Raw genomic sequence first — 17396 nt, forward strand, 5'->3', positions numbered from 1 at the left:
CAAGACCTCGTTGTGGCCATCTTTGGCCTAGTTTCTTGCGTACGCCCTTGAAGTAGAAGGCGACGGACGTCACAACCTCAGCCCAGGCGGGGGTTCGGTGCTGATCGCGAGTGCTTACGGCGCGTATTGACCGGCGTTCTCAAGTGTGCCTGGCTAGTCAGCCAGGCCGCACCCGTAACTCGGCTACGCTTCCTGTTTGCGCCGGCGACGTCGCCGGGATCGTCGTCCTGACCGCGTGTTCCTCATGGGGGCATCTCCGTGCTAGGCGTAGCTACCGAAAGCGCGCTTGTTTTGCGAGAGCCTGCCGGGCCATCACATGCGCGCCGGACATCCGCATTTGGGCCAACTGCTCGCTCACCCCGTACGTCGCGGCGACTTCGGCGTTGGTCCTGTCATCGAATGCCGCGCGCTTTGCCGCGTCGTCAGAGATGAGCAGCTGGCCCGAGAGGTACTTGGCTTCCTTTTCCTTCACTACGTCGAAGCGCCGGCAGCCGTCCTCGCCCATCAGCAGCTCGGTGAACTCGTGCTCGAGCAGATGGTGGCCCAGCTTGTGGGCCGGGCTGGCACGTCAACGGGCCTCGGAATGGGCCGTGTTCTCGATGATGATGCGGCTGCTGCCGACGGGGATGATGGCCGCCGACCAGATCGTCGAGCTGGCTGACATGAAGTGGCGGATCGCGGCGTCTGCACGAGCGCAGTCGCCGAGCTCGTCGATCGGGTACACGCGGATGCCGTGCTCCTCGGCGAGCAGGTACGGATCCAAGGGCGCGAGCCGGGACAGCCCGAGACCCGCTCGTTCTTCCGCGGCGACCTTCCACATCTCTGCCTGAGTCCACCGCGTCCCCACGGCTCAGTCCGCCTGCGCCTGCCGGTCGGTGTTGAAGCGGCGCACCGCCGAGCCGATCAGCTGCTCCAAGTGCTCGACGTCCTGCGGCTGCAGATCCGAGCGGGCCCGCAGCAAGGGCGCCAGCTCGGCCACCAAGTCAGGCGGATCCTCGGTCCGCCTCTGCAGCTCCGCGTCGTCGATCATGAACTTCTCCGCCGGCACATCGAGCCACCGCACCATCGCGGCGAACGCGTCGACGTCCGGGTTCTCCCGTTCGCCAACCTCGACATCGTCGACGGGCTGACGTCCAGCAGCTTGGCCAGCTGCCGCCATGACAACTCCCTGGCCTCCCGGGCCGCGTCCAGCGCCCCGTGTAGAGCGATCACGTCGATGCTCGCGTTGGCCACCCGGGCCCCTGTTCCTGCTGATCGTCTTCGCCTGACACTCAGTGTTCGACATGTCGAGCACCGAGTGAACATAGGCACCTAATCCCCGAAGGTGTGCGCCAGGCCCCAATGCAAAGGAGAACGCCATGTCCACCACCGACGAGCGTCACGCTCCCGGCCACCACGACCGGCCCCCGGTCCGGATCGCCGTCACGGTCAACGACGACCAAGTGATCCTCTCCGAGCACCGGCTCAGCGGTGCGCAGATCAAGGCTAAGGCCGTCGACCAGGGCGCCGACCTGCAGGTCGGCTTCCAGCTGTCGGTCAAGCGCGGTCACCGATTCCACGTCGTCGACGACGAGGGGCCCGCCATAGCCGGCCCCAATCCCGGACGTCACCAGCTACGGCGTTGTCCTTCTGGCCAGCAGCCCGTGGAACGTCCGCCCGCCGATAATCACGCGAACCTTCGCCTAGCGACTCGACTGCACCGGCAAGACCGTCCTTCCGGTGACCACCTACGCCGTGAGCGGCCTCGGCTGGGCGACCGAGGAGTACGCGCAGGCCTGCCGCGGCGCGACCATCGGCGAAGGCCTGGCGGTGGGCGGCGAAGAGGTGGCCCCAGTCTCGCGACGCTGTTTCGGCTTGACTCCAGCGCGTTGGCCTGCGATAACGAGAGATCCGGGCAGAACTGGAACCGGGTGACGCGTGCCGACCGTTTCTACCCGACAACGGATTCAGCAGGCGCACGCCGCGCAACATCCAAGGGATCCGTTGGCCGTCGGCATTGAAAGTAGGTTTCATCAGCTTTTCACGACGCACTGATACCACGCATGTCAATCGACCAAGCGGACGGACCATTGAATCCCTTTGGGGCAATTTCACGACCTTACCCGTGTATGAGTACCGCCGACGGGGCACACCCTGGACCGGAATCAGGCTCTTCACCACCATCAACCGGACGACTCCAATGAGCTTGCACCGAGACCCCAGAACGCGAAGCGGGTCGAAGTACACCACATTGGAAATGCCTGGTGACACACAACTACCCCCTCGGTACCATCCAGACCATGGAAGTTGCGATCATCGGCGGCGCCGTTACGTTGACAGCCGCGCTGATAGCCGCATTCGTAGCCCTGCGCGCTAAGAGCATCGACCTACGCGGACAAGGAAAACAACGCAGAGCCGAAGACCTGAGAAAAGGGTACAACCAGGCGCTCGCAGCCATGGACACTACATGGCACTTCCATTGCCACGCCGAGTTATCGAACCTCGGCTGGAAGCCACCATTTGACTGGGATACTAAATGGCCGCCCGTGCGCGACGAAGTTCAGAGTGTCCTAAGCAGTGCCATCGACTTACTCAAAGCCAACTCACACAATTATCATAATGTTTCTGCAGCGCTGTCTTGGGCGCTCAGGGTCATCTGGGATGGATACACCTTGAAAATGGAGGCATCCACACCCGACGACTACGCCGAGGTCCGAGAAATGATCAACTATTGCTCACGCCTCGACGACGACCTCGAGAAGCCGATCACAAAGAGATCCTGGAGGAAGCTCAGGAAAATAAACCAACCTCGGCCAGCAAGGTCAGGCGAGGAACAACTCTCCAGAATGCACGCCATGCTACGCGAAGCATCCGCACGCGGAGATAAAGATGTAACCTTTATTTCTCAAGATCAAGACTTCATGCTTGCTTATCTCAAGAGTTTTGAGACTCGTCCCCCAGTATTTGTATCCAGCCTGGCCCTCTCATGGCGCCGAATGAAGTCGTGGTCCGAAAGTGATTTCATTGCGTCCGAAGTCATACCTTGTCTCACCCTCGATCCACCCTGCCACGTGACCGCGAACGACAAACTGCGAGAGCAGTAGAGGCAGCGACACGAAGGAGCGGATCATGCGGAGTCGTTATCTCGTCGGTTTTCCATCTCTGCCCGAACACCGCCGTAGATAGCATGTGCACCGTAGGCCGATCCGCGCCGCTCAGCGAGGAGGGACTCGGCATGCCGACCCGCGACGCCGATGATCTGCCTCGGTCAGGTGCCGGACCTGCAGTCATAGTCCATGGCGGCGAGGACCTTGTCCGGGGTCGACTGCTTGCTGAAGACGTCCTGGATGCCGGTCAGCATCGTCTGCTGGACCATCGGATTGGGCCACAGCTGGTCCATGAACGGGACGGTCTTGTTCTGGTTGATGGGGTCGGCAGCTCCGTGAGCGACGGGTCGGGCTTGTACCCGGTGTCCGCGAGCGCCGGCAGACCGCCCTGCTTCTCTACGAACAGGCTCACGCCCTGAGAGGACAGCACGAAGCTGATGAACTTCATCGCCAGCACAGGGTTCTTGGCCTTGGCGTTGACACCGTAGCCCGCGCCGGCCGCGGCGGGGACGATCGTCTGGCTCGAGTCGTCGGTGGCTGGGACCGGCTTGAGGGTAAACGTGCCGCTCGGGTTGTAATTCTTGAGCAGCGCGATGATCCAGTTGCTCTGGATGATGCCCAGGGTCTTGCCAGTCGCCGCCAGCTTCTGGCTGGCCTCGTAGCTCGTGCCGATCGGGTTCGCCCGGAAACAGCCAGCCTGTTCCATTTCGCCGTACTTGGCGAACGCCGCCGCCCACGGCGAACTCGCGAACGACGTCTGGCCGGCGACCATACAGGTGCTGCTCGAGCCCTCGGACCGTGCCGTAGTCCTGCGAGGCGTGCTCCTGCTCAAGCGACCCCACGCAGTTGGCGAATCACTAGATTTGAATAACAGACCAGCCGTCGATCGCCCTCAAAGACCTCCACCGAGACAAGGTAATTCTTCCACGGATTTGTGCTCAATGGGGGACTTGAACCCCCACGCGTGGGGTATCTCCCGTGTTTGGGGAGATCATGCAGTCACTGTAGCTCAGAGTGATCGCACATGCATTCCGGGACCGAGCCATCAACGGACAACTGAACTGACGAGCGCGGGGCCTGAGGTGCGTCCTGGCAACTGTCGTCAACGGCTCGAGCGATAGGTTAAACGCGCTCCCAACAGCAGCTCGGCCGTGCTGCCTGACCGAGATCGTCGCGCCGAGAGCGGCGCCACCAGGCCACTGATCCGCGAATTCGTCGCCTCGACGTCCGGGGACGCGCGCACGAGCTGCTCGATCCCGTCCTGGCCGAACCGAGCGGCGACCGGCTGCTGGCTTCGATGCGCACCTACCTCGACACCGGCACCACGATCGCCAAGACGGCTTCGACGCTGGGAATCCACCCGAACACGGTCAAATACCGGATCCGCAAGGTCGAGCAGCTCACCGGGCTGTCGCTGACGCGCATGTCGGAGCTGATACTCCAGGTCGCCATCGTGGTGCACGACCTCGATCCGGCCCGGTTCGACGCCGAGAACCACGGGGCTCGATGAGCGGGCATGCCCCCGCTCCTCGTCGAGCCGACCGCAGTCAGGCGGTGCTGTGAAATTTCAGACCACGTGCACATAAACTGGGTAGAGATACCAACCCGGTGATAAGGCGGTGGACCGTGAGCGAAGGCCTCGTCGGCGGTGAACGGCTGGCGGACCAGGCGTACCGGCGGATCCGCGACGCCATCGTCGCGGTCGAGCTGCCGCCGGGCGCTCCCCTGGACGAGAAGGCGCTCAGCTCGTCCCTGGGCTTCGGCCTCACCCCGATCCGGGAAGCGCTGCGCCGCCTGACGCTGGAGAAGCTCGCGGTCATCTACCCGCGGCGAGGCACCTTCGTCGCCGCCATCAACCTCTCCGACGAAGCTCGCCTGACCGAGGTCCGTCTCGAACTCGAGGGCCTCGCCGCCGCGCTGGCGGCCGAGCGGGCGACCGAGGCCCAGCGCGCCGAGCTGGTCGAGCTGGCCGAAGCGCTCGTGCACGGCAGCCGTGAGCGGGTGGACCACACCGAGCTCGACGCGCGCGTGCACCGGGCCATCTACGCCGCCGCGCACAACGACTTCCTCGAGTCCTCGCTCAACCAGTACGTGAACCTGGCCCTGCGGATCTGGAACCTCAGCCTGCGCGACCGCGAGGCCGATCCCGCGCACCTGGCCAGTCAGCGCGCGGTGGTCGACGCCATCGTCCGCCGTGATGCGCCCGCCGCGCGGGAGGCCGCCGAGGCGCACCTGCGGGAGTTCTCCGAGCAGGTGCGCTCGGTCGTGCACCGCGCGTGACTAGCGGCCGAGGTTGTGCATGACGTGCTTGGTGCGGGAGAAGTCGTCCAGCGCGTAGAGCGACAGGTCCCGTCCGTAGCCTGAGCCTTTGAAGCCGCCCCAGGGCATTTCGCTGGCCAGCACCAGGTGGTCGTTGACCCACACCGTGCTGGCGTCCAGCCCGGCCGCGACGGCGTGGCTGCGGCGGGCGTTCTCGGTCCACACCGAGGCGGCCAGGCCGTACTGGGTGTCGTTCGCTCTCGCGACCGCCTCCTCTTCGCCGCGGAACTTCTCGACGGTGACGACCGGGCCGAAGATCTCCTCGCGTGCGCACTCCGCGCCTTCGGGGACGTCGGCGAGCACGGTCGGCGCGACGAAGTACCCGTCGCCGGGCAGGGCCGCTCCCCCGACGGCGGCCCGGATGCCCTGCGCGCGGGCCCGGTCGAGGTAGCCGGTGACGCGGTCGAAGTGCGCCCGCGAGACCAGCGGGCCGATCTCGACATCCTCGCCGGCGCCGGGCTCACCGACCACGAGGCCGCCGACCTGCTCGGCCAGCAGTTCGATGAGCTCCTCGGCGACGGAATCCTCCGCCAACACGCGACAAGCCGCTCCGCACTCCTGGCCGGAGTTCCAGTAACCCGCCGTCCGCAGCGCGCTCGCGGCGGCCGGGAGGTCCGCGTCGGCGAAGACGACGACCGGGGCCTTCCCCCCGAGTTCGAGGTGGACGCGCTTGAGGGAGTCCGCCGCGGCGCGGGCCACCGCGCGGCCGCTGGCCACCGAGCCCGTCAGCGCGATCATCGCGACGTCGGGGTGTTCGGCCAGCCGGGCGCCCACGACCGGCCCGGTGCCGGTCACGACGTTGAGCACCCCGCGCGGGAGCAGGTCACCGGTCAGCTCGGCGAGCTTGAGCGTGGTGAGGGACGTGTACTCGGATGGCTTGAGGACCACGGTGTTGCCCGTGGCCAGGATCGGCGCGATCTTCCACACCGCCATCAGCAGGGGGTAGTTCCACGGCGTCACGACCCCGACCACCCCCAGGGGCTCGCGGTGGAGCACCGAAAGGTGGTCGACCGCGTACCGCTCCGCCGCGGCGGAGGTCGGCGCGCGCACCGCGCCGGCCATGAAGCGGAACGTGTCGACGGCCTGCTCGAGGTCGTCGCGGGCCACCGCCACCGGCTTGCCGGTGTCGGCCGATTCCAGGCGGGTGAGCACGCCGGTGTGCTCGACCAGGCGGTCGGCGATGCGGTGCAGCAGCTCGGAACGCTGTCGGGGAGTCGTCCGGGCCCAGTGCGGCGCCGCGGCGCGGGCGGCCGCCACGGCGTCGTCGACGTCCGTGGACGTGCCCTCGCCGATCTGCGCGAACACCCTGCCGGAACAGGGATCGACGACGTCCAGAAGTGCTTTCGCCGCGCGGAACCCGCCGTCGACGAAGCGGCCGGGCGAGGTCAGGCCGACGAGCGGTTCGGCCGTCCGGGCCCGGTGGACGACCGGTGTCACGCCGGTACTCGGCTGAGCGCGGATACGAGTTCCGCGATGTGCGCGGCCGCGTCGGCGGCGAGCCCGGCGATGGGGGCGCGCGGCTTGCCGATCGGGAAGCCCGCGGCCTCCAGGCCCGCGCGCACCGCGGGGATGAACGGCTGCGCCATGATCGCGTCGATGAGCGGGAAGACCCGCGCCCAGGCTTCGCGCGCCGAAGCGAGGTCGCCGGCTCGCACCGCGTCGTGGACGGCGACGAGCTCGGCGGGCACCACGTTCGCCGTCCCGGCCATCACGCCCGCCGCGCCTTCGACGAGTGACGCCAGCAGCAGGCTGTCCCAGCCGACGAACGTCGAAATGACGTCGCCGTGGTGGTGGATCAGCCGCGCCGACTGCGCGAGGTCGACCGTGGTGTTCTTGATGTAGCGGATGTTCGGGACTTCGCGGGCGAGCGCGCCGACGGTGTCCGGGTCGAGGTCGACGCCGGTGGCGCCCGGCAGGTTGTAGAGCATCACCGGGATGTCGACCGATCCCGCGACGGCGCGCAGGTAGGTCAGCGTTTCGGCGAGCGACAGGGGCTCGTAGTAGGGTGCGACCGTCATGACGACGTCGGCGCCGGCGGACTGGGCGTGCCGCGACAGCCGGATCGCTTCGGCGGTGCTGGTGGCGCCGGTCTGCGCGATCACCGGCACCCGCCCGGCGACCTGCTCGACCACCGTCTCCACGACCAGGCGGCGTTCGTCGCCGCTCAGCGCGCTGAACTCGCCGGTGGAGCCGCACGCGACGACGCCGTGCACGCCGCCGTCGAGCGAGCGGTCCACCAAGGCGCGCAACCGGACCTGGTCGACGGCACCGTCGTCGGTGAAGGGGGTGGCGAGCGCGGTGAGCACTCCGTGCAGCTCGGTCATCGGGGGTCTCCTGCGGTGAGGCGGGCGGGGCTCTGCTGTCGTTCGGTGGCGAGGAGGCTGACGGCCTCCTGCGCCGCGGAGAAGCCGGTCTGGATCGCGGTTTCGGTGTACAAGGTGCCGAGGTAGTCCCCCGCGAGGAACACCCGGCTGTCGCGGCGGGTCAGCGCGGGCTGGAGCGCGCCGCGGCCCGGGAAGCAGTACGGCGCCCCGGTTTCCCAGCGCTGCACCTGCGCTTCGACGACCGAGCCGCCGAAGCCGGCACCGAGGACGTGGTCGAGGTCGTCGGTGTAGGTCCGCAGGATCTCCTCGTCGGACTTCTCCAGCAGCGTCCGGGCGAGACTCGCCGGCGAGAACGTCATGATGCTGCTGCCCGGCAGGCGTTCCCGTTCGGTGGCCCGCACCGCGCTCGACTGGTTGAGCGTGATGTTGAACGACCGCTTAGGCGTCGCGATCGCGTAGGCGGCGTCCCAGGGCTGCGGGGACGTCTCGTCCGTGAGGAAGGCGGCGCTCACGTACGGGCCGTAGCGCACCTGCCCGAGGGCGTCGCGGATGTCGGCCGGGAGGTCGACGGCGACCCGGTACGCCGTCGTGGCCGGCGTCGCCAGCACGACGCACTTCGCCTCGACCTCGTGGTCGGCGCCGTCCTGGCGGTAGCGAACCACGACCGACTGTCGCTTGTGGACGATCTCGGTGACCGCCGCACCGAGGCGAACCCTGCCCGGCAGCGCAGCGGCGAGGCTCTCGGTGAGCGTCGACGGCCCGCCCACGATCCCGCGGTTGAGGCCTTGGCCGATGTTCAGCACGAGGCTGAAGTAGCCGATCCCGGCCCCCGCGGCGAGTTCGTGGGGGTCCGCGGCCGATCGGGTCACGGTCGGGCGGAACAGCGCCTCGGCGTCTTCCGGTAGTTCGCCGACGAAGTCGCGGAAGCTGCGGCCGTTCTCGAAGTCGTAGATCCGCTGCTGGCGGGTGGCCGGCTCCTCCCCCGGCCGTTGCCGCACCAGCTTCGCGTACTCCGCGACCCGGGTCCCGACCTTGAGCCCGGCCTTCAGCAGCGCGACCCGCGAGGAGAGCGGCATCGGGACGCGGAACGGGTAGGTCGCGACGCGTCCGTCGAGCAGCAGTTTCCCGTTCATCGACAGCCCCGCGAGCTGTCCGGGGACCTTGGCCGCGGTCACGCCGGACTCGCTGAGCAGGGCGTCCGTGGCAGTGCCGGGGCCGGCGAAGACGTGGCCGCCCCAGTTCAGCCAGTAGCGGCCGCGGCGTTCGGAGCGGATCCGGCCGCCGACCCGGTCGCCGGCCTCCAGGACGAGGGCGTCCCAGTGCCGCAGCCTCCAGCCGGCGGCCAGCCCGGAGAGCCCGCCTCCGACGATGACGACGTCCTTCACGACGCGACCTTCCTTTCCACCGAAGCGTTTTCGAGCGCGGCGCATTCCGCGAGGGTCTTGCCGCGGGTCTCGGGGGCCCACGCGAAGGAGACGACCAGGCCGAGCAGGGTGATGACGCCCGCGATGATCATGGTGGTGCCGATGCCCAGCCCGGAGAGGACGAGCGGGACGAGGTAGGTGCCCGCCGCCGCGCCGATCCGGCTCAGCGACGACGCCAGCCCGACGGCGGAGCCGCGGATCTCGGTCGGGAACAGCTCGTTCGGGTACACCCACTGCAGGATCTGGGTTCCGCCGATCAGCAGGGCGTAGGCGGCGAAGAGCGTGATGATCACGCCGGTGCCGGCGCCCGGGAACAGGCCGAGGGCCAGCAGCGCGAGCCCGCTCCAGGCGAAGCTGTGCATGATCAGCGCGCGGCGGCCCATCCGGTCGATGAGCGCGACGGCGACCAGGCAGCCGACGAGGAACAGCACGGTGATGACGGCCGAGCCGATGTGCGAGAGGTCGCCGCCGAGGCCGAAGGCGTCGAGGATCGCCGGGCCGAAGGCGTAGACGGCGAACAGCGGCACGATCGAGCAGGTCCAGAAGATCGTGATGAAGGCCATCCGCTTGCCGTAGCCGGCGCGCAGCAGTTCGCGGACGCCGACGTTCGTGGTGCCTTCGTCGGCGAGGTCGTCGATGGTGGCCCCGGGACCGTAGACCTTGGTGAGGACCTGCTGGGCTTCTTCGGTGCGGCCGACCTTGACCAGCCAGCGCGGTGACTCGGGCGTGCCCAGCCGGAGCAGGATGATCACGAGCGCGGGCAGGGCGGAGCTGGCCAGCATCCACCGCCAGCCACCGTCGACCTCGAGGAGGAACTGCCCGACGACGTAGGCCGCGGCCGCGCCGACGAACCACATGGTGACGTAGGCGCCGAGCAGCTTGCCCCGGTAGCGGCGCGGGGTGAACTCGGCCAGCAGCGAAGTGGCGATCGGGTAGTCCGCGCCGACGGCGACGCCGATGAGCAGCCGCAGCACGATCAGCCACACCGCGTTCTGGACGAACGCCTGCAGGACCGAGCAGCCGAGCAACGCGATCAGGTCGACGGTGAAGAGCAGGTGCCTGCCGAAGCGGTCGGTGAGCCGCCCGCCGAGGAAGGCACCGAAGAAGATGCCGATCAAAGCGGCGGCGCCGACCAGGCCCTGCTCGGAGGCGGACAGGCCGAACTCGGGCGTCACCTGCACCATCGCGACGCCGATGATGCTGAGGATGTAGCCGTCGAGGAACGGCCCTCCGGAGGAGTAGATCGCTAACCGCTTGTGAAAGGACGACAGGGAAGCGTCGTCGAGTGCGTGAGACATACGTTGTCCATTCGACGCAGGCGAGCAGTACGGGACCGGTCGTTCGAGCACGCGATGACGGCCGTGAACCCGGACCGGACGGGCCCGTTCCCCTCTTCGTCCACAAGTTGATCTGACATCGCGCTGATATATCAGTCCAATGAAGGTACGACGAGAGCTGTCTCACGTCAACACCGACTGCTGGCGCAAACGAGCCCCGGCTGCGTAGCCGGGGCTCGTGAGCTGCGAGGAACCAGAGAAAAAGAAGCCCGCTCAGCCGCTTCGGCCGGGGATCCAGTCCGTGCCCGCCAACGGCACTCGCGCCATCGCCGCCGCCTCGATGGTCAGGGCGACGAGGTCCTCCGGCTCGAGGTTGCGCAGGTGCGCCTTGCCGCACGCCCGGGCCAACGTCTGGGCCTCCATCGTCAGCACCCGCAGGTAGTTCGCCAGCCGGCGACCGCCCTCGACCGGGTCCAGCCGTGAAGCCAGCGAGGGGTCCTGGGTGGTGATCCCCGCCGGGTCGCGGCCGTCCTGGAAGTCGTCGTAGAAGCCCGCCGCCGAGCCAAGCCGCTCGTACTCCGCCGCGTGCCGCGGGTGGTTGTCCCCCAGTGCGATCAGGGCCGCGGTCCCGATCGCCACCGCGTCCGCGCCCAGCGCCATCGCCTTGGCGACGTCGGCCCCGGTCCGGATCCCGCCCGACACGATCAGCTGGACCTCCCGGTGCAGGCCCAGTTCCGCAAGCGCCTGCACCGCCTGCGGGATCGCGGCCAACGTCGGGATTCCGACGTGCTCGATGAACACGTCCTGGGTCGCCGCGGTCCCGCCCTGCATCCCGTCGACGACCACGACGTCCGCCCCGGCCGCCACCGCGAGCTTCACGTCGTAGTACGTCCGCGTGGCGCCGACCTTGACGTAGATCGGCTTCTCCCAGCCGGTGATCTCGCGCAGCTCGAGGATCTTGATCGTCAGGTCGTCCGGGCCGGTCCAGTCCGGGTGCCGGCACGCCGACCGCTGGTCGATGCCCGGGGGCAGCGTCCGCATGTCCGCGACCCGCTCGGAGATCTTCTGCCCCAGCAGCATCCCGCCGCCACCGGGCTTCGCGCCCTGGCCGAGGACGACCTCGATGGCGTCGGCCTTGCGCAGATCGGCCGGGTTCATCCCGTACCGCGACGGCAGGTACTGGTAGACGAGGTGCTTCGACTGGCCTCGTTCCTCCGGGGTCATCCCGCCGTCGCCGGTCGTGGTCGATGTGCCGACCTCCGACGCGCCGCGCCCGAGTGCTTCCTTCGCCTGCGCCGACAACGCGCCGAAGCTCATCCCGGCGATCGTGACCGGGGTGTCCAGGTGCAGCGGGTACTTCGCGTGCCGGGTGCCGAGGACGACGTCGGTGCCGCACCGCTCGCGGTACCCCTCCAAGGGGTAGCGGGACATCGAGGCGCCCAGGAACAGCAGGTCGTCGAAGTGCGGCAGCGGGCGCTTGGCACCCCAGCCGCGGATGTCGTAGACGCCGGTCTCGGCGGCGCGCTGGATCGCGGCGATCGTCGCGCGGTCGAACGTCGCGGACTCGCGCAGGGCGGGGTCGGTCATCGACGCTGCCTCTCAGTAGGTGTTGTGGGAGGCGAAGTGGTAGAGCTTGCGCGCGGAGCCGTAGCGCCGGAACTCCGTGACGTCGTAGGGGAATCCGGCCGCGGCGAGCAGGGCGGCCAGCTCGGCGCGGTGTTCGTCGCCGAGGGGTTTCTCGACGCAGTCCGCGCCCAGCGTCCCGACCTTGCCGCGGACGTAGATCTTGGCTTCGTAGATCGAGTCGCCGAGGTCGTCGCCGGCGTCGCCGCAGACGACGATCCGGCCGGCCTGGGCCATGAACGCGCTCATCGGCCCGATGTCCCCGCCGACGACGATGTCCGCGCCCTTCAGCGAGATCCCGCACCGCATGGACGCCGAGCCCTCGATCACCAGGAGCCCGCCGCGCGCCGTCGCACCCGCCGACTGCGAAGCGTCGCCGGTCACGCGGACCCGGCCGGACATCATGTTCTCCGCGACGCCGGTGCCGGCGCTGCCGTGCACGGTGATCGTCGCTCGGTCGTTCATGCCCGCGCAGTAGTACCCGGCGTGTCCTCGGATGTCGACCGAGACCGCGGAGTCCAGGCCGACCGCCAGCGCGTGGGCGCCTTGCGGGTTCAGGATCTCGTAGGCGTCCCAGCCCGGTCGCTGGAGTTCGGCGTTGACCTCGCGGACGGTGGCCGAGGCCAGGTCCCAGGTGGTGGCGGTCAGCGTGTCCACGAATAGACCCTTTCCGGTTCGGGTTCGAAGATGCGGGCCGAAACGATGCCGGGCAGCCCGGCGAGCGCGCGGAACTCCGACGCCATCGCCACCCAGCCGGGGGTTTCGGCGATGATGGCGGGCTTGCACGCGATGGCGTCGCGGACGACGGCGAACCCGTCGGCGCTGGTGACCAGCAGCGTGTAGAACCCGTCGAACCGCTCGCACACCGCCCGCAGCGCCTTCTCCAGGTCCTCCCCCTGCGCGAGCCGGTGCGCGACGAACCGCGCGCCGACTTCGGAGTCGTTCTCGGAGTCGAACTCGACCCCCTGGGCGCGCAGTTCACGGCGGATCGTCGCGTGGTTGGCGAACGATCCATTGTGGACAAGGCACTGGTCCGGGCCGACGGAGAACGGGTGGCAGCCTTGGGGGTTGACCGCCGACTCCGTCGCCATCCGGGTGTGCGCAAGCGCTTGCCACCCCTGGGCATCGGCCAGGTCGTAGGTCCGCGCGAGGTCGCTCGGCTGGCCGATTCCCTTGTAGACGGTGAGGTCGGTGCCCGAGCCGATGACGACCGCGTCCGGCGCGACGTGCCGGATCGCCGCGACCACGACGTCGACCGACGCCGGCGCGGACACGATGGTCGTGTCGCCGGCGACCGTCACCCGCGCGCCCGGGAGGTCGAGCGCGGCCAGGTCGGAAGCGAGCACCGACACGGCCGAATGCCCGTCGGGGCAGCGCCGGTGGTCGCCGTAGACCGCGACCCCGGCCGAGTCGGGGCCCCGGTCCTCCACCTGGCGGAGCATGCCCTCCAGCAGCACGCCCAGCCGCGGGTACAGCCGGCGGTCGCGCAGGTGCAGGCCCACGATGCCGCACATGGGCGGCCTCCTCTCCGTCGTTGGCCAGACCGCTCGCGACCTCGGCCTCCCGGTGGACAACCTGGTCATGGTGGCCAGCCCCGGCGTCGGGGTCCAGCACGCCACGGACCTGCACCTCGACGGAGTCTCACCCGATCAGATGGGCAACCACTTCTTCGCCACCAAATCGGCGGTGGACCCGGTGCCGGCGTTGACCAACCTGCACAGCCCGGCCTTCGACCGCATCGACCCGCTCGGCCCTGACCCTGCTACCAGCTGGTTCGGCGGGCACCAGTTCGACTCCGACCCGGCCACCGGCCATACCGAGTACTGGGATCCCAACTCCAGGTCGTTGCAAGGAATGGCGAAGTTGATAGCAGGTGCGTCGGCACCGTGACCGCCACGACGCGAGGACACCGGGAGGCTCCGAAGACACTTCGGTGGCTCGTGGTCCTCGTAGTTCTGCTGGCCACCACTGCCGGATGCGGAGACGACCACCCCATGGAACCCACCATCACCCTCGCTCAAGCCCAACAGGCCGTCGGTGACCAGATCCGAGAAGCCGCTGCCGGGACCTTCCCGCCCGGGTTCACCCTGGAAGGGTTGCCACCCCAGCCGCTGAACTGCACCGACTCCTCCGGCAAACCCACCGGCCAAGTCCTGCTCGGGGTGACCTACTGGGTCAACAACCTTCCCGGCAATCAGGACATCAACACCTACTTCGACGCACTCAGAGCCTGGTGGAAGGGTCACAGGTGGACGCTCAGCACCGACAGCCGACCGGCGGACATGTTCATCAACGCCACCCGCGACGGCTACCTCATGAGCCTGCGCGCCAACGTCAACCACCGCCTGGCCATCGGCAACAGCACGCCTTGCGTCTGGCGCGACGGAACACCGAGCACTTCGCCCTGACCAGGCCTCCTGGAGTCCGGGACACGGATGCCGTGGGGGCCAGGTCGGTCTTCCCACGGATTGGCCGGCCAGGCCCGATTAAGGCTGCTGGAGCCGGACGTACACGAAGAACGTGATCGCCGCGATCGCGAGGATCGCGGACAAGCCCGCCATCGCGTTCCTAGAGCCGGAGAGGTCGAGGGGCTCGCGGGCGTCCCAGAGCGTCCGGTCCGGCCGCTGCGGGTCGTAGCCGACCCGCAGCGCCTCACCGGGACGCAACCCGGGATCGCGAGGAAAGTCGGCAAGGAGGGCGACGACCTCCCGCCCCGCAGCCGTGACGAACCGGACCCATACGTTGTACCCACCACGAATGTCGACCCGCTCCGTGACCACGGCAGTCGCCTCCAGCGCCCGGCCGCGCATGTCGTTCTCGTACCGCTGGACGGCGACCGCGCCGAGGCCGACGGCCGCCGCGAGCACGAGCCCGGCCAGGGTGATCCCGAGGACGACCCGGGTGCCCAGGACGGCTCGGTCCGGCGCTTTCCGCTTCCACGGAGCCGGGATGCGCTCGGGCTCGCTCACTGGCCGTCCGGCCGGAAGCAGCGGGGCGACCGAGCCGGCCCAGGCCGACGCTCCCGGTGAGGTGTGCTCGCCACCGCGCGATCGTACAGTCGGCCTCGTCGTCTGTCAGTCCATTCGACTCTGGCCGAAGAACCAATCACGAGGCGACATCTCCAAGCAACCACGGAAAATTTCGCCGACGGAGGTGAACACGGCGGCACTGTCGTGCTCACAGGAAGCGTCGAACCTGTCAAAGCCCGAGACGTACCGTGGCGAGCGCCGTTTGCGTGCTCGACCACCAGAGCGATCGATCGTCCAACCGGGAGGCCAGCGGCTGGCATCGTTCGCAGGAACCAGCGCCACCGACGCCAGGAACCGGGCGGCTCCACGGTAAAGATCGTTGTCGCCGTCATCGAACGACGCGTTCGCAAAGTTCACGGCCTTGAAAAAGCAAGCGCTTCCGAACCAGGCCATCCCAAGTTTCGCCTCTTCGAAGGCGAGAGGACCGTCCGCTCTCACGCCTTCGAAGCGAAGGTACCGAAAGGAGGTGAGCCGGAAGTTGCCGCTCCCGAGAAACCACGTCTTGAAGAACCACGCAGCCGCGGCGAACACTGCGTTGGAGAATTCCGCCCGGCCGGTGAACTGCGCTCGGCTGAACGTGGCTTTGCCGTCGAACGCCGTGTTCGAGAAATCGGCGTCACCGATGAACGTCGCGTCGGCGAACTTGGCTTCACGCACCCGGCGGTCGTGGAAGTCGAAGTCGACGAGCGTGGCACCGGTAAGGTCCAGATCGATGTCCGCCCACCGCTTCTCGCTGTCCTCGGTGATCAAGTGGTCGGCCAGGATTCGCTGAGCCGCCAGCCGAACCTGCAGCTCCTGATGACGCGGATCGATGTCCTCGCCGACCTTGCCCGGCCGCACCGAGGGCTCCCGGCGCACGGTCACGTCGAAGGTCTCGGCCAAGCGAACCGGCGGCGTGAACGGCATCCGCAGATACGCGCAGAGGACGTTCACGATGGTCTGCCGCTGGCCGGGGTTGTTCTGCGCCAGGCGTTCCAGCGCGTACAGGCCGCCGAGCCGGACCGGCGCGCTCTGACCGAGCTGCTCGACGGCCTTGGTCTACTGCTCGGTGATCCGCCGGTCGATGACGTCGTCCCGGGCTTCCTGCGCGGCGCGTTCTGCCAGCCGGTGAACCTCGTACTTCTGGAGCACGTCGAGCTCGGTCGACCGTTGCCGCCGGACCGCCAGCCACAGCGCCACCACCCCGCCGAGACCGACGCCGAGCGTGCCGCCGGTCCGGATGGCGTCGAGCCTGTCGCCGTCGACCCGCATCCCAGCAGTAGCCAGACCGCGGCAACCGCGACCACGATCATCATCGGCAGCCCGGCGGCGATCACCCACCGCGGGATCGGCGTCAACACCGGACGCCGCGGCGACCCGGGCTCAGTCGGTTCGATCACCTACAGGTGTCGCACCGGCGACCGGAAACGCAACACCCACCGGCAGCAGTGCCAGCTCCGTCGCTGGGCGATGAACACCGCGTCGGCGTACCTCGCGGCCTGTCACGGCCGTGCTCCGACGAGCTGGCCTGGAAGTTGACGGGCCGGCATTGCGTTGTCCGGGCGAACGAAATCGTGCCGTGGACGGCGAAGTGTTCGCCGACGTGGTCGATCTCGTGCATCAAATCTTCCCCGGCGAAGACGCCGCCAGCCTTATCGCTGGCCTTCAGCAGAGTCGCGAACACCCGCCTGCGCAGGCCTGAGGTGCTTCCCGCCAGCTGAGGTCGAACGCCCGACGAAGCGGTTGTCATCTCGACCACCACGGAGCAAGCCGTCGGAGGTGAGCGCGGACCGCGTCGATGTAGACGGTTTCGTGGTTCGTCAGCTCCCCGAGGTCGACGAGCGACGGAGGGATGTTCATCGCGCTGTCCGTATTGTTCGCCGGCGCGTTCCCCGCTTCGTGCATGGCCGTCCCGGCGGTCGCGCGGACCTGCTTGATCAGCTCCGCGAAGGCCTTGCCGACCTGGTCGGATTCGATGACGATCCAGGCCGCGTGATACGCGAGGTCCGCTTGCACCGAGCGCAGCGCCTCGGACAGCCTGACGCGCTCCTCGCCGGGTGCGTCGACGCGGCGGCGCCGGATGGCGTACGGGAACTCTTATATGCCTGGTACGCCGGGAACGCTTCAGCGAACGCCACCCGAAGCCGTGCCAGCGATAGGGAGGAACGCCTTCTTCAGCCTGAGCTAGAACCGCCGCAGTCGCTGTCGCGGCAGGCCGGGCGGGTGCTGGAGATCGACGACGAGATGACGTCGGGCTTCACCGCGCTGGCCACCCGCGTCCGGTCGTGGTGGCGGCTGGCGGTGTCCGGCCCGACCGAGCGGGACGCGCTGCGCT

General features: G+C 68.4%; 24 protein-coding genes. 7 read left to right on the forward strand and 17 right to left on the reverse strand.

Annotated elements, in window-relative coordinates:
- Window positions 1-271: 271 nt before the first annotated feature.
- Genes ACERZO_RS48380 through ACERZO_RS48395 form a run of 4 tightly spaced genes read right to left on the reverse strand, consistent with a single transcriptional unit; the run spans window position 272 to window position 1305 of the window.
- The gene (locus ACERZO_RS48380; RefSeq protein WP_372672799.1) at window positions 272-547 is read right to left on the reverse strand and encodes an ImmA/IrrE family metallo-endopeptidase; all 276 of its coding nucleotides are present in this window, start codon (window positions 545-547) and stop codon (window positions 272-274) included.
- A 21-nt stretch (window positions 548-568) separates the two neighbouring features.
- The gene (locus ACERZO_RS48385; protein ID WP_372672772.1) at window positions 569-820 is read right to left on the reverse strand and encodes a hypothetical protein; all 252 of its coding nucleotides are present in this window, start codon (window positions 818-820) and stop codon (window positions 569-571) included.
- Window positions 821-850: 30 nt separating this feature from the next.
- On the reverse strand, window positions 851-1030 hold the full coding sequence (locus tag ACERZO_RS48390) for a hypothetical protein (RefSeq protein WP_372672773.1): 180 nt from the start codon (window positions 1028-1030) through the stop codon (window positions 851-853).
- A complete protein-coding gene (locus ACERZO_RS48395; RefSeq protein ID WP_372672775.1) occupies window positions 1027-1305 on the reverse strand; it encodes a helix-turn-helix domain-containing protein in 279 nt (92 codons plus the stop codon). Before ACERZO_RS48395 ends, ACERZO_RS48390 begins: the two co-directional genes overlap by 4 nt.
- A gap of 53 nt (window positions 1306-1358) precedes the next feature.
- Here ACERZO_RS48395 and ACERZO_RS48400 point away from each other — a divergent pair, with 53 nt between their 5' ends.
- Together ACERZO_RS48400 and ACERZO_RS48405 are read left to right on the forward strand one after the other, a co-directional pair.
- Window positions 1359-2000: a hypothetical protein gene (locus ACERZO_RS48400; RefSeq protein WP_372672776.1), complete on the forward strand. Its 642-nt coding sequence runs from the start codon at window positions 1359-1361 to the stop codon at window positions 1998-2000.
- Between the two features lie 279 nt (window positions 2001-2279).
- The gene (locus ACERZO_RS48405; RefSeq protein WP_372672777.1) at window positions 2280-3083 is read left to right on the forward strand and encodes a hypothetical protein; all 804 of its coding nucleotides are present in this window, start codon (window positions 2280-2282) and stop codon (window positions 3081-3083) included.
- 164 nt (window positions 3084-3247) lie between these two features.
- Here the strand turns inward: ACERZO_RS48405 and ACERZO_RS48410 are convergent, their stop codons facing one another.
- Together ACERZO_RS48410 and ACERZO_RS48415 are read right to left on the reverse strand one after the other, a co-directional pair.
- Window positions 3248-3379 carry a hypothetical protein gene (locus ACERZO_RS48410; RefSeq protein ID WP_372672778.1) on the reverse strand — a complete coding sequence of 44 codons (132 nt, stop codon included), beginning with the start codon at window positions 3377-3379 and terminating at the stop codon, window positions 3248-3250.
- A complete protein-coding gene (locus tag ACERZO_RS48415; protein ID WP_372672779.1) occupies window positions 3334-3858 on the reverse strand; it encodes an extracellular solute-binding protein in 525 nt (174 codons plus the stop codon). The genes ACERZO_RS48410 and ACERZO_RS48415 overlap by 46 nt, the downstream gene beginning before the upstream one ends.
- Before the next feature lie 525 nt (window positions 3859-4383).
- Here ACERZO_RS48415 and ACERZO_RS48420 point away from each other — a divergent pair.
- Entirely contained in the window at window positions 4384-4596 is a 213-nt protein-coding gene (locus tag ACERZO_RS48420) for a helix-turn-helix domain-containing protein (protein ID WP_372672780.1), read from the forward strand.
- A 116-nt stretch (window positions 4597-4712) separates the two neighbouring features.
- A complete protein-coding gene (locus ACERZO_RS48425; RefSeq protein WP_372672781.1) occupies window positions 4713-5366 on the forward strand; it encodes a GntR family transcriptional regulator in 654 nt (217 codons plus the stop codon).
- On the opposite strand, the gene ACERZO_RS48430 is transcribed toward ACERZO_RS48425, so the two are convergent.
- The 7 genes from ACERZO_RS48430 to ACERZO_RS48460 form a co-directional block, all read right to left on the reverse strand.
- Window positions 5367-6842: an aldehyde dehydrogenase family protein gene (locus ACERZO_RS48430; RefSeq protein WP_372672782.1), complete on the reverse strand. Its 1476-nt coding sequence runs from the start codon at window positions 6840-6842 to the stop codon at window positions 5367-5369.
- Window positions 6839-7729 (reverse strand): dihydrodipicolinate synthase family protein, encoded by an 891-nt coding sequence (locus ACERZO_RS48435; RefSeq protein ID WP_372672783.1) that lies wholly within the window; start codon window positions 7727-7729, stop codon window positions 6839-6841. Before ACERZO_RS48435 ends, ACERZO_RS48430 begins: the two co-directional genes overlap by 4 nt.
- Window positions 7726-9114, reverse strand: coding sequence for a flavin monoamine oxidase family protein (locus ACERZO_RS48440; RefSeq protein ID WP_372672784.1), 1389 nt, complete (start codon window positions 9112-9114; stop codon window positions 7726-7728). The genes ACERZO_RS48435 and ACERZO_RS48440 overlap by 4 nt, the downstream gene beginning before the upstream one ends.
- Entirely contained in the window at window positions 9111-10451 is a 1341-nt protein-coding gene (locus tag ACERZO_RS48445; protein ID WP_372672785.1) for an MFS transporter, read from the reverse strand. The genes ACERZO_RS48440 and ACERZO_RS48445 overlap by 4 nt, the downstream gene beginning before the upstream one ends.
- Before the next feature lie 252 nt (window positions 10452-10703).
- Window positions 10704-12017, reverse strand: a complete 1314-nt coding sequence (locus ACERZO_RS48450) for an FMN-binding glutamate synthase family protein (RefSeq protein ID WP_372672786.1) — start codon at window positions 12015-12017, stop codon at window positions 10704-10706.
- A gap of 12 nt (window positions 12018-12029) precedes the next feature.
- Window positions 12030-12710 carry a glutamate synthase gene (locus ACERZO_RS48455; RefSeq protein ID WP_372672787.1) on the reverse strand — a complete coding sequence of 227 codons (681 nt, stop codon included), beginning with the start codon at window positions 12708-12710 and terminating at the stop codon, window positions 12030-12032.
- The gene (locus ACERZO_RS48460) at window positions 12698-13567 is read right to left on the reverse strand and encodes a glutamine amidotransferase (protein ID WP_372672788.1); all 870 of its coding nucleotides are present in this window, start codon (window positions 13565-13567) and stop codon (window positions 12698-12700) included. The genes ACERZO_RS48455 and ACERZO_RS48460 overlap by 13 nt, the downstream gene beginning before the upstream one ends.
- Here ACERZO_RS48460 and ACERZO_RS48465 point away from each other — a divergent pair.
- Both ACERZO_RS48465 and ACERZO_RS48470 read left to right on the forward strand, forming a co-directional pair.
- Window positions 13566-13943, forward strand: a complete 378-nt coding sequence (locus ACERZO_RS48465) for an alpha/beta hydrolase (RefSeq protein ID WP_372672789.1) — start codon at window positions 13566-13568, stop codon at window positions 13941-13943. The two genes, ACERZO_RS48460 and ACERZO_RS48465, sit on opposite strands and share 2 nt — an antisense overlap.
- 104 nt (window positions 13944-14047) lie before the next feature.
- Complete coding sequence (locus ACERZO_RS48470) at window positions 14048-14461, forward strand: hypothetical protein (RefSeq protein WP_372672790.1); 414 nt, start codon at window positions 14048-14050, stop codon at window positions 14459-14461.
- Window positions 14462-14539: 78 nt separating this feature from the next.
- Here the strand turns inward: ACERZO_RS48470 and ACERZO_RS48475 are convergent, their stop codons facing one another.
- From ACERZO_RS48475 to ACERZO_RS48485, 3 genes are all read right to left on the reverse strand, one after another.
- Window positions 14540-15022: a DUF3592 domain-containing protein gene (locus ACERZO_RS48475; protein ID WP_372672792.1), complete on the reverse strand. Its 483-nt coding sequence runs from the start codon at window positions 15020-15022 to the stop codon at window positions 14540-14542.
- Between the two features lie 105 nt (window positions 15023-15127).
- Window positions 15128-16015 (reverse strand): pentapeptide repeat-containing protein, encoded by an 888-nt coding sequence (locus ACERZO_RS48480; RefSeq protein WP_372672793.1) that lies wholly within the window; start codon window positions 16013-16015, stop codon window positions 15128-15130.
- Window positions 16016-16120: 105 nt separating this feature from the next.
- Window positions 16121-16333, reverse strand: coding sequence for a hypothetical protein (locus ACERZO_RS48485; protein WP_372672794.1), 213 nt, complete (start codon window positions 16331-16333; stop codon window positions 16121-16123).
- Between the two features lie 307 nt (window positions 16334-16640).
- Here ACERZO_RS48485 and ACERZO_RS48490 point away from each other — a divergent pair, with 307 nt between their 5' ends.
- Window positions 16641-16763, forward strand: coding sequence for a hypothetical protein (locus tag ACERZO_RS48490; protein WP_372672795.1), 123 nt, complete (start codon window positions 16641-16643; stop codon window positions 16761-16763).
- A 44-nt stretch (window positions 16764-16807) separates the two neighbouring features.
- Here ACERZO_RS48490 and ACERZO_RS48495 read toward each other — a convergent pair whose 3' ends face one another.
- Entirely contained in the window at window positions 16808-17077 is a 270-nt protein-coding gene (locus tag ACERZO_RS48495; protein WP_372672800.1) for a hypothetical protein, read from the reverse strand.
- Window positions 17078-17396 lie beyond the last annotated feature (319 nt).

This window comes from Amycolatopsis kentuckyensis (genome assembly GCF_041679295.1).
GTDB lineage: Bacteria > Actinomycetota > Actinomycetes > Mycobacteriales > Pseudonocardiaceae > Amycolatopsis > Amycolatopsis kentuckyensis_A.

What these genes read in the sequence shown, in the direction of transcription:
- ACERZO_RS48385 (WP_372672772.1), bottom strand. Translation starts at nt 820, where the DNA reads ATGTGGAAGGTCGCCGCGGAAGAACGAGCGGGTCTCGGGCTGTCCCGG.
- ACERZO_RS48390 (WP_372672773.1), bottom strand. Translation starts at nt 1,030, where the DNA reads ATGATCGACGACGCGGAGCTGCAGAGGCGGACCGAGGATCCGCCTGAC.
- ACERZO_RS48395 (WP_372672775.1), bottom strand. Translation starts at nt 1,305, where the DNA reads ATGTTCACTCGGTGCTCGACATGTCGAACACTGAGTGTCAGGCGAAGA.
- ACERZO_RS48400 (WP_372672776.1), top strand. Translation starts at nt 1,359, where the DNA reads ATGTCCACCACCGACGAGCGTCACGCTCCCGGCCACCACGACCGGCCC.
- ACERZO_RS48405 (WP_372672777.1), top strand. Translation starts at nt 2,280, where the DNA reads ATGGAAGTTGCGATCATCGGCGGCGCCGTTACGTTGACAGCCGCGCTG.
- ACERZO_RS48410 (WP_372672778.1), bottom strand. Translation starts at nt 3,379, where the DNA reads ATGGACCAGCTGTGGCCCAATCCGATGGTCCAGCAGACGATGCTGACC.
- ACERZO_RS48415 (WP_372672779.1), bottom strand. Translation starts at nt 3,858, where the DNA reads ATGGTCGCCGGCCAGACGTCGTTCGCGAGTTCGCCGTGGGCGGCGGCG.
- ACERZO_RS48420 (WP_372672780.1), top strand. Translation starts at nt 4,384, where the DNA reads ATGCGCACCTACCTCGACACCGGCACCACGATCGCCAAGACGGCTTCG.
- ACERZO_RS48435 (WP_372672783.1), bottom strand. Translation starts at nt 7,729, where the DNA reads ATGACCGAGCTGCACGGAGTGCTCACCGCGCTCGCCACCCCCTTCACC.
- ACERZO_RS48445 (WP_372672785.1), bottom strand. Translation starts at nt 10,451, where the DNA reads ATGTCTCACGCACTCGACGACGCTTCCCTGTCGTCCTTTCACAAGCGG.
- ACERZO_RS48450 (WP_372672786.1), bottom strand. Translation starts at nt 12,017, where the DNA reads ATGACCGACCCCGCCCTGCGCGAGTCCGCGACGTTCGACCGCGCGACG.
- ACERZO_RS48465 (WP_372672789.1), top strand. Translation starts at nt 13,566, where the DNA reads ATGGGCGGCCTCCTCTCCGTCGTTGGCCAGACCGCTCGCGACCTCGGC.
- ACERZO_RS48460 (WP_372672788.1), bottom strand. Translation starts at nt 13,567, where the DNA reads ATGTGCGGCATCGTGGGCCTGCACCTGCGCGACCGCCGGCTGTACCCG.
- ACERZO_RS48470 (WP_372672790.1), top strand. Translation starts at nt 14,048, where the DNA reads ATGGAACCCACCATCACCCTCGCTCAAGCCCAACAGGCCGTCGGTGAC.
- ACERZO_RS48485 (WP_372672794.1), bottom strand. Translation starts at nt 16,333, where the DNA reads ATGCGGGTCGACGGCGACAGGCTCGACGCCATCCGGACCGGCGGCACG.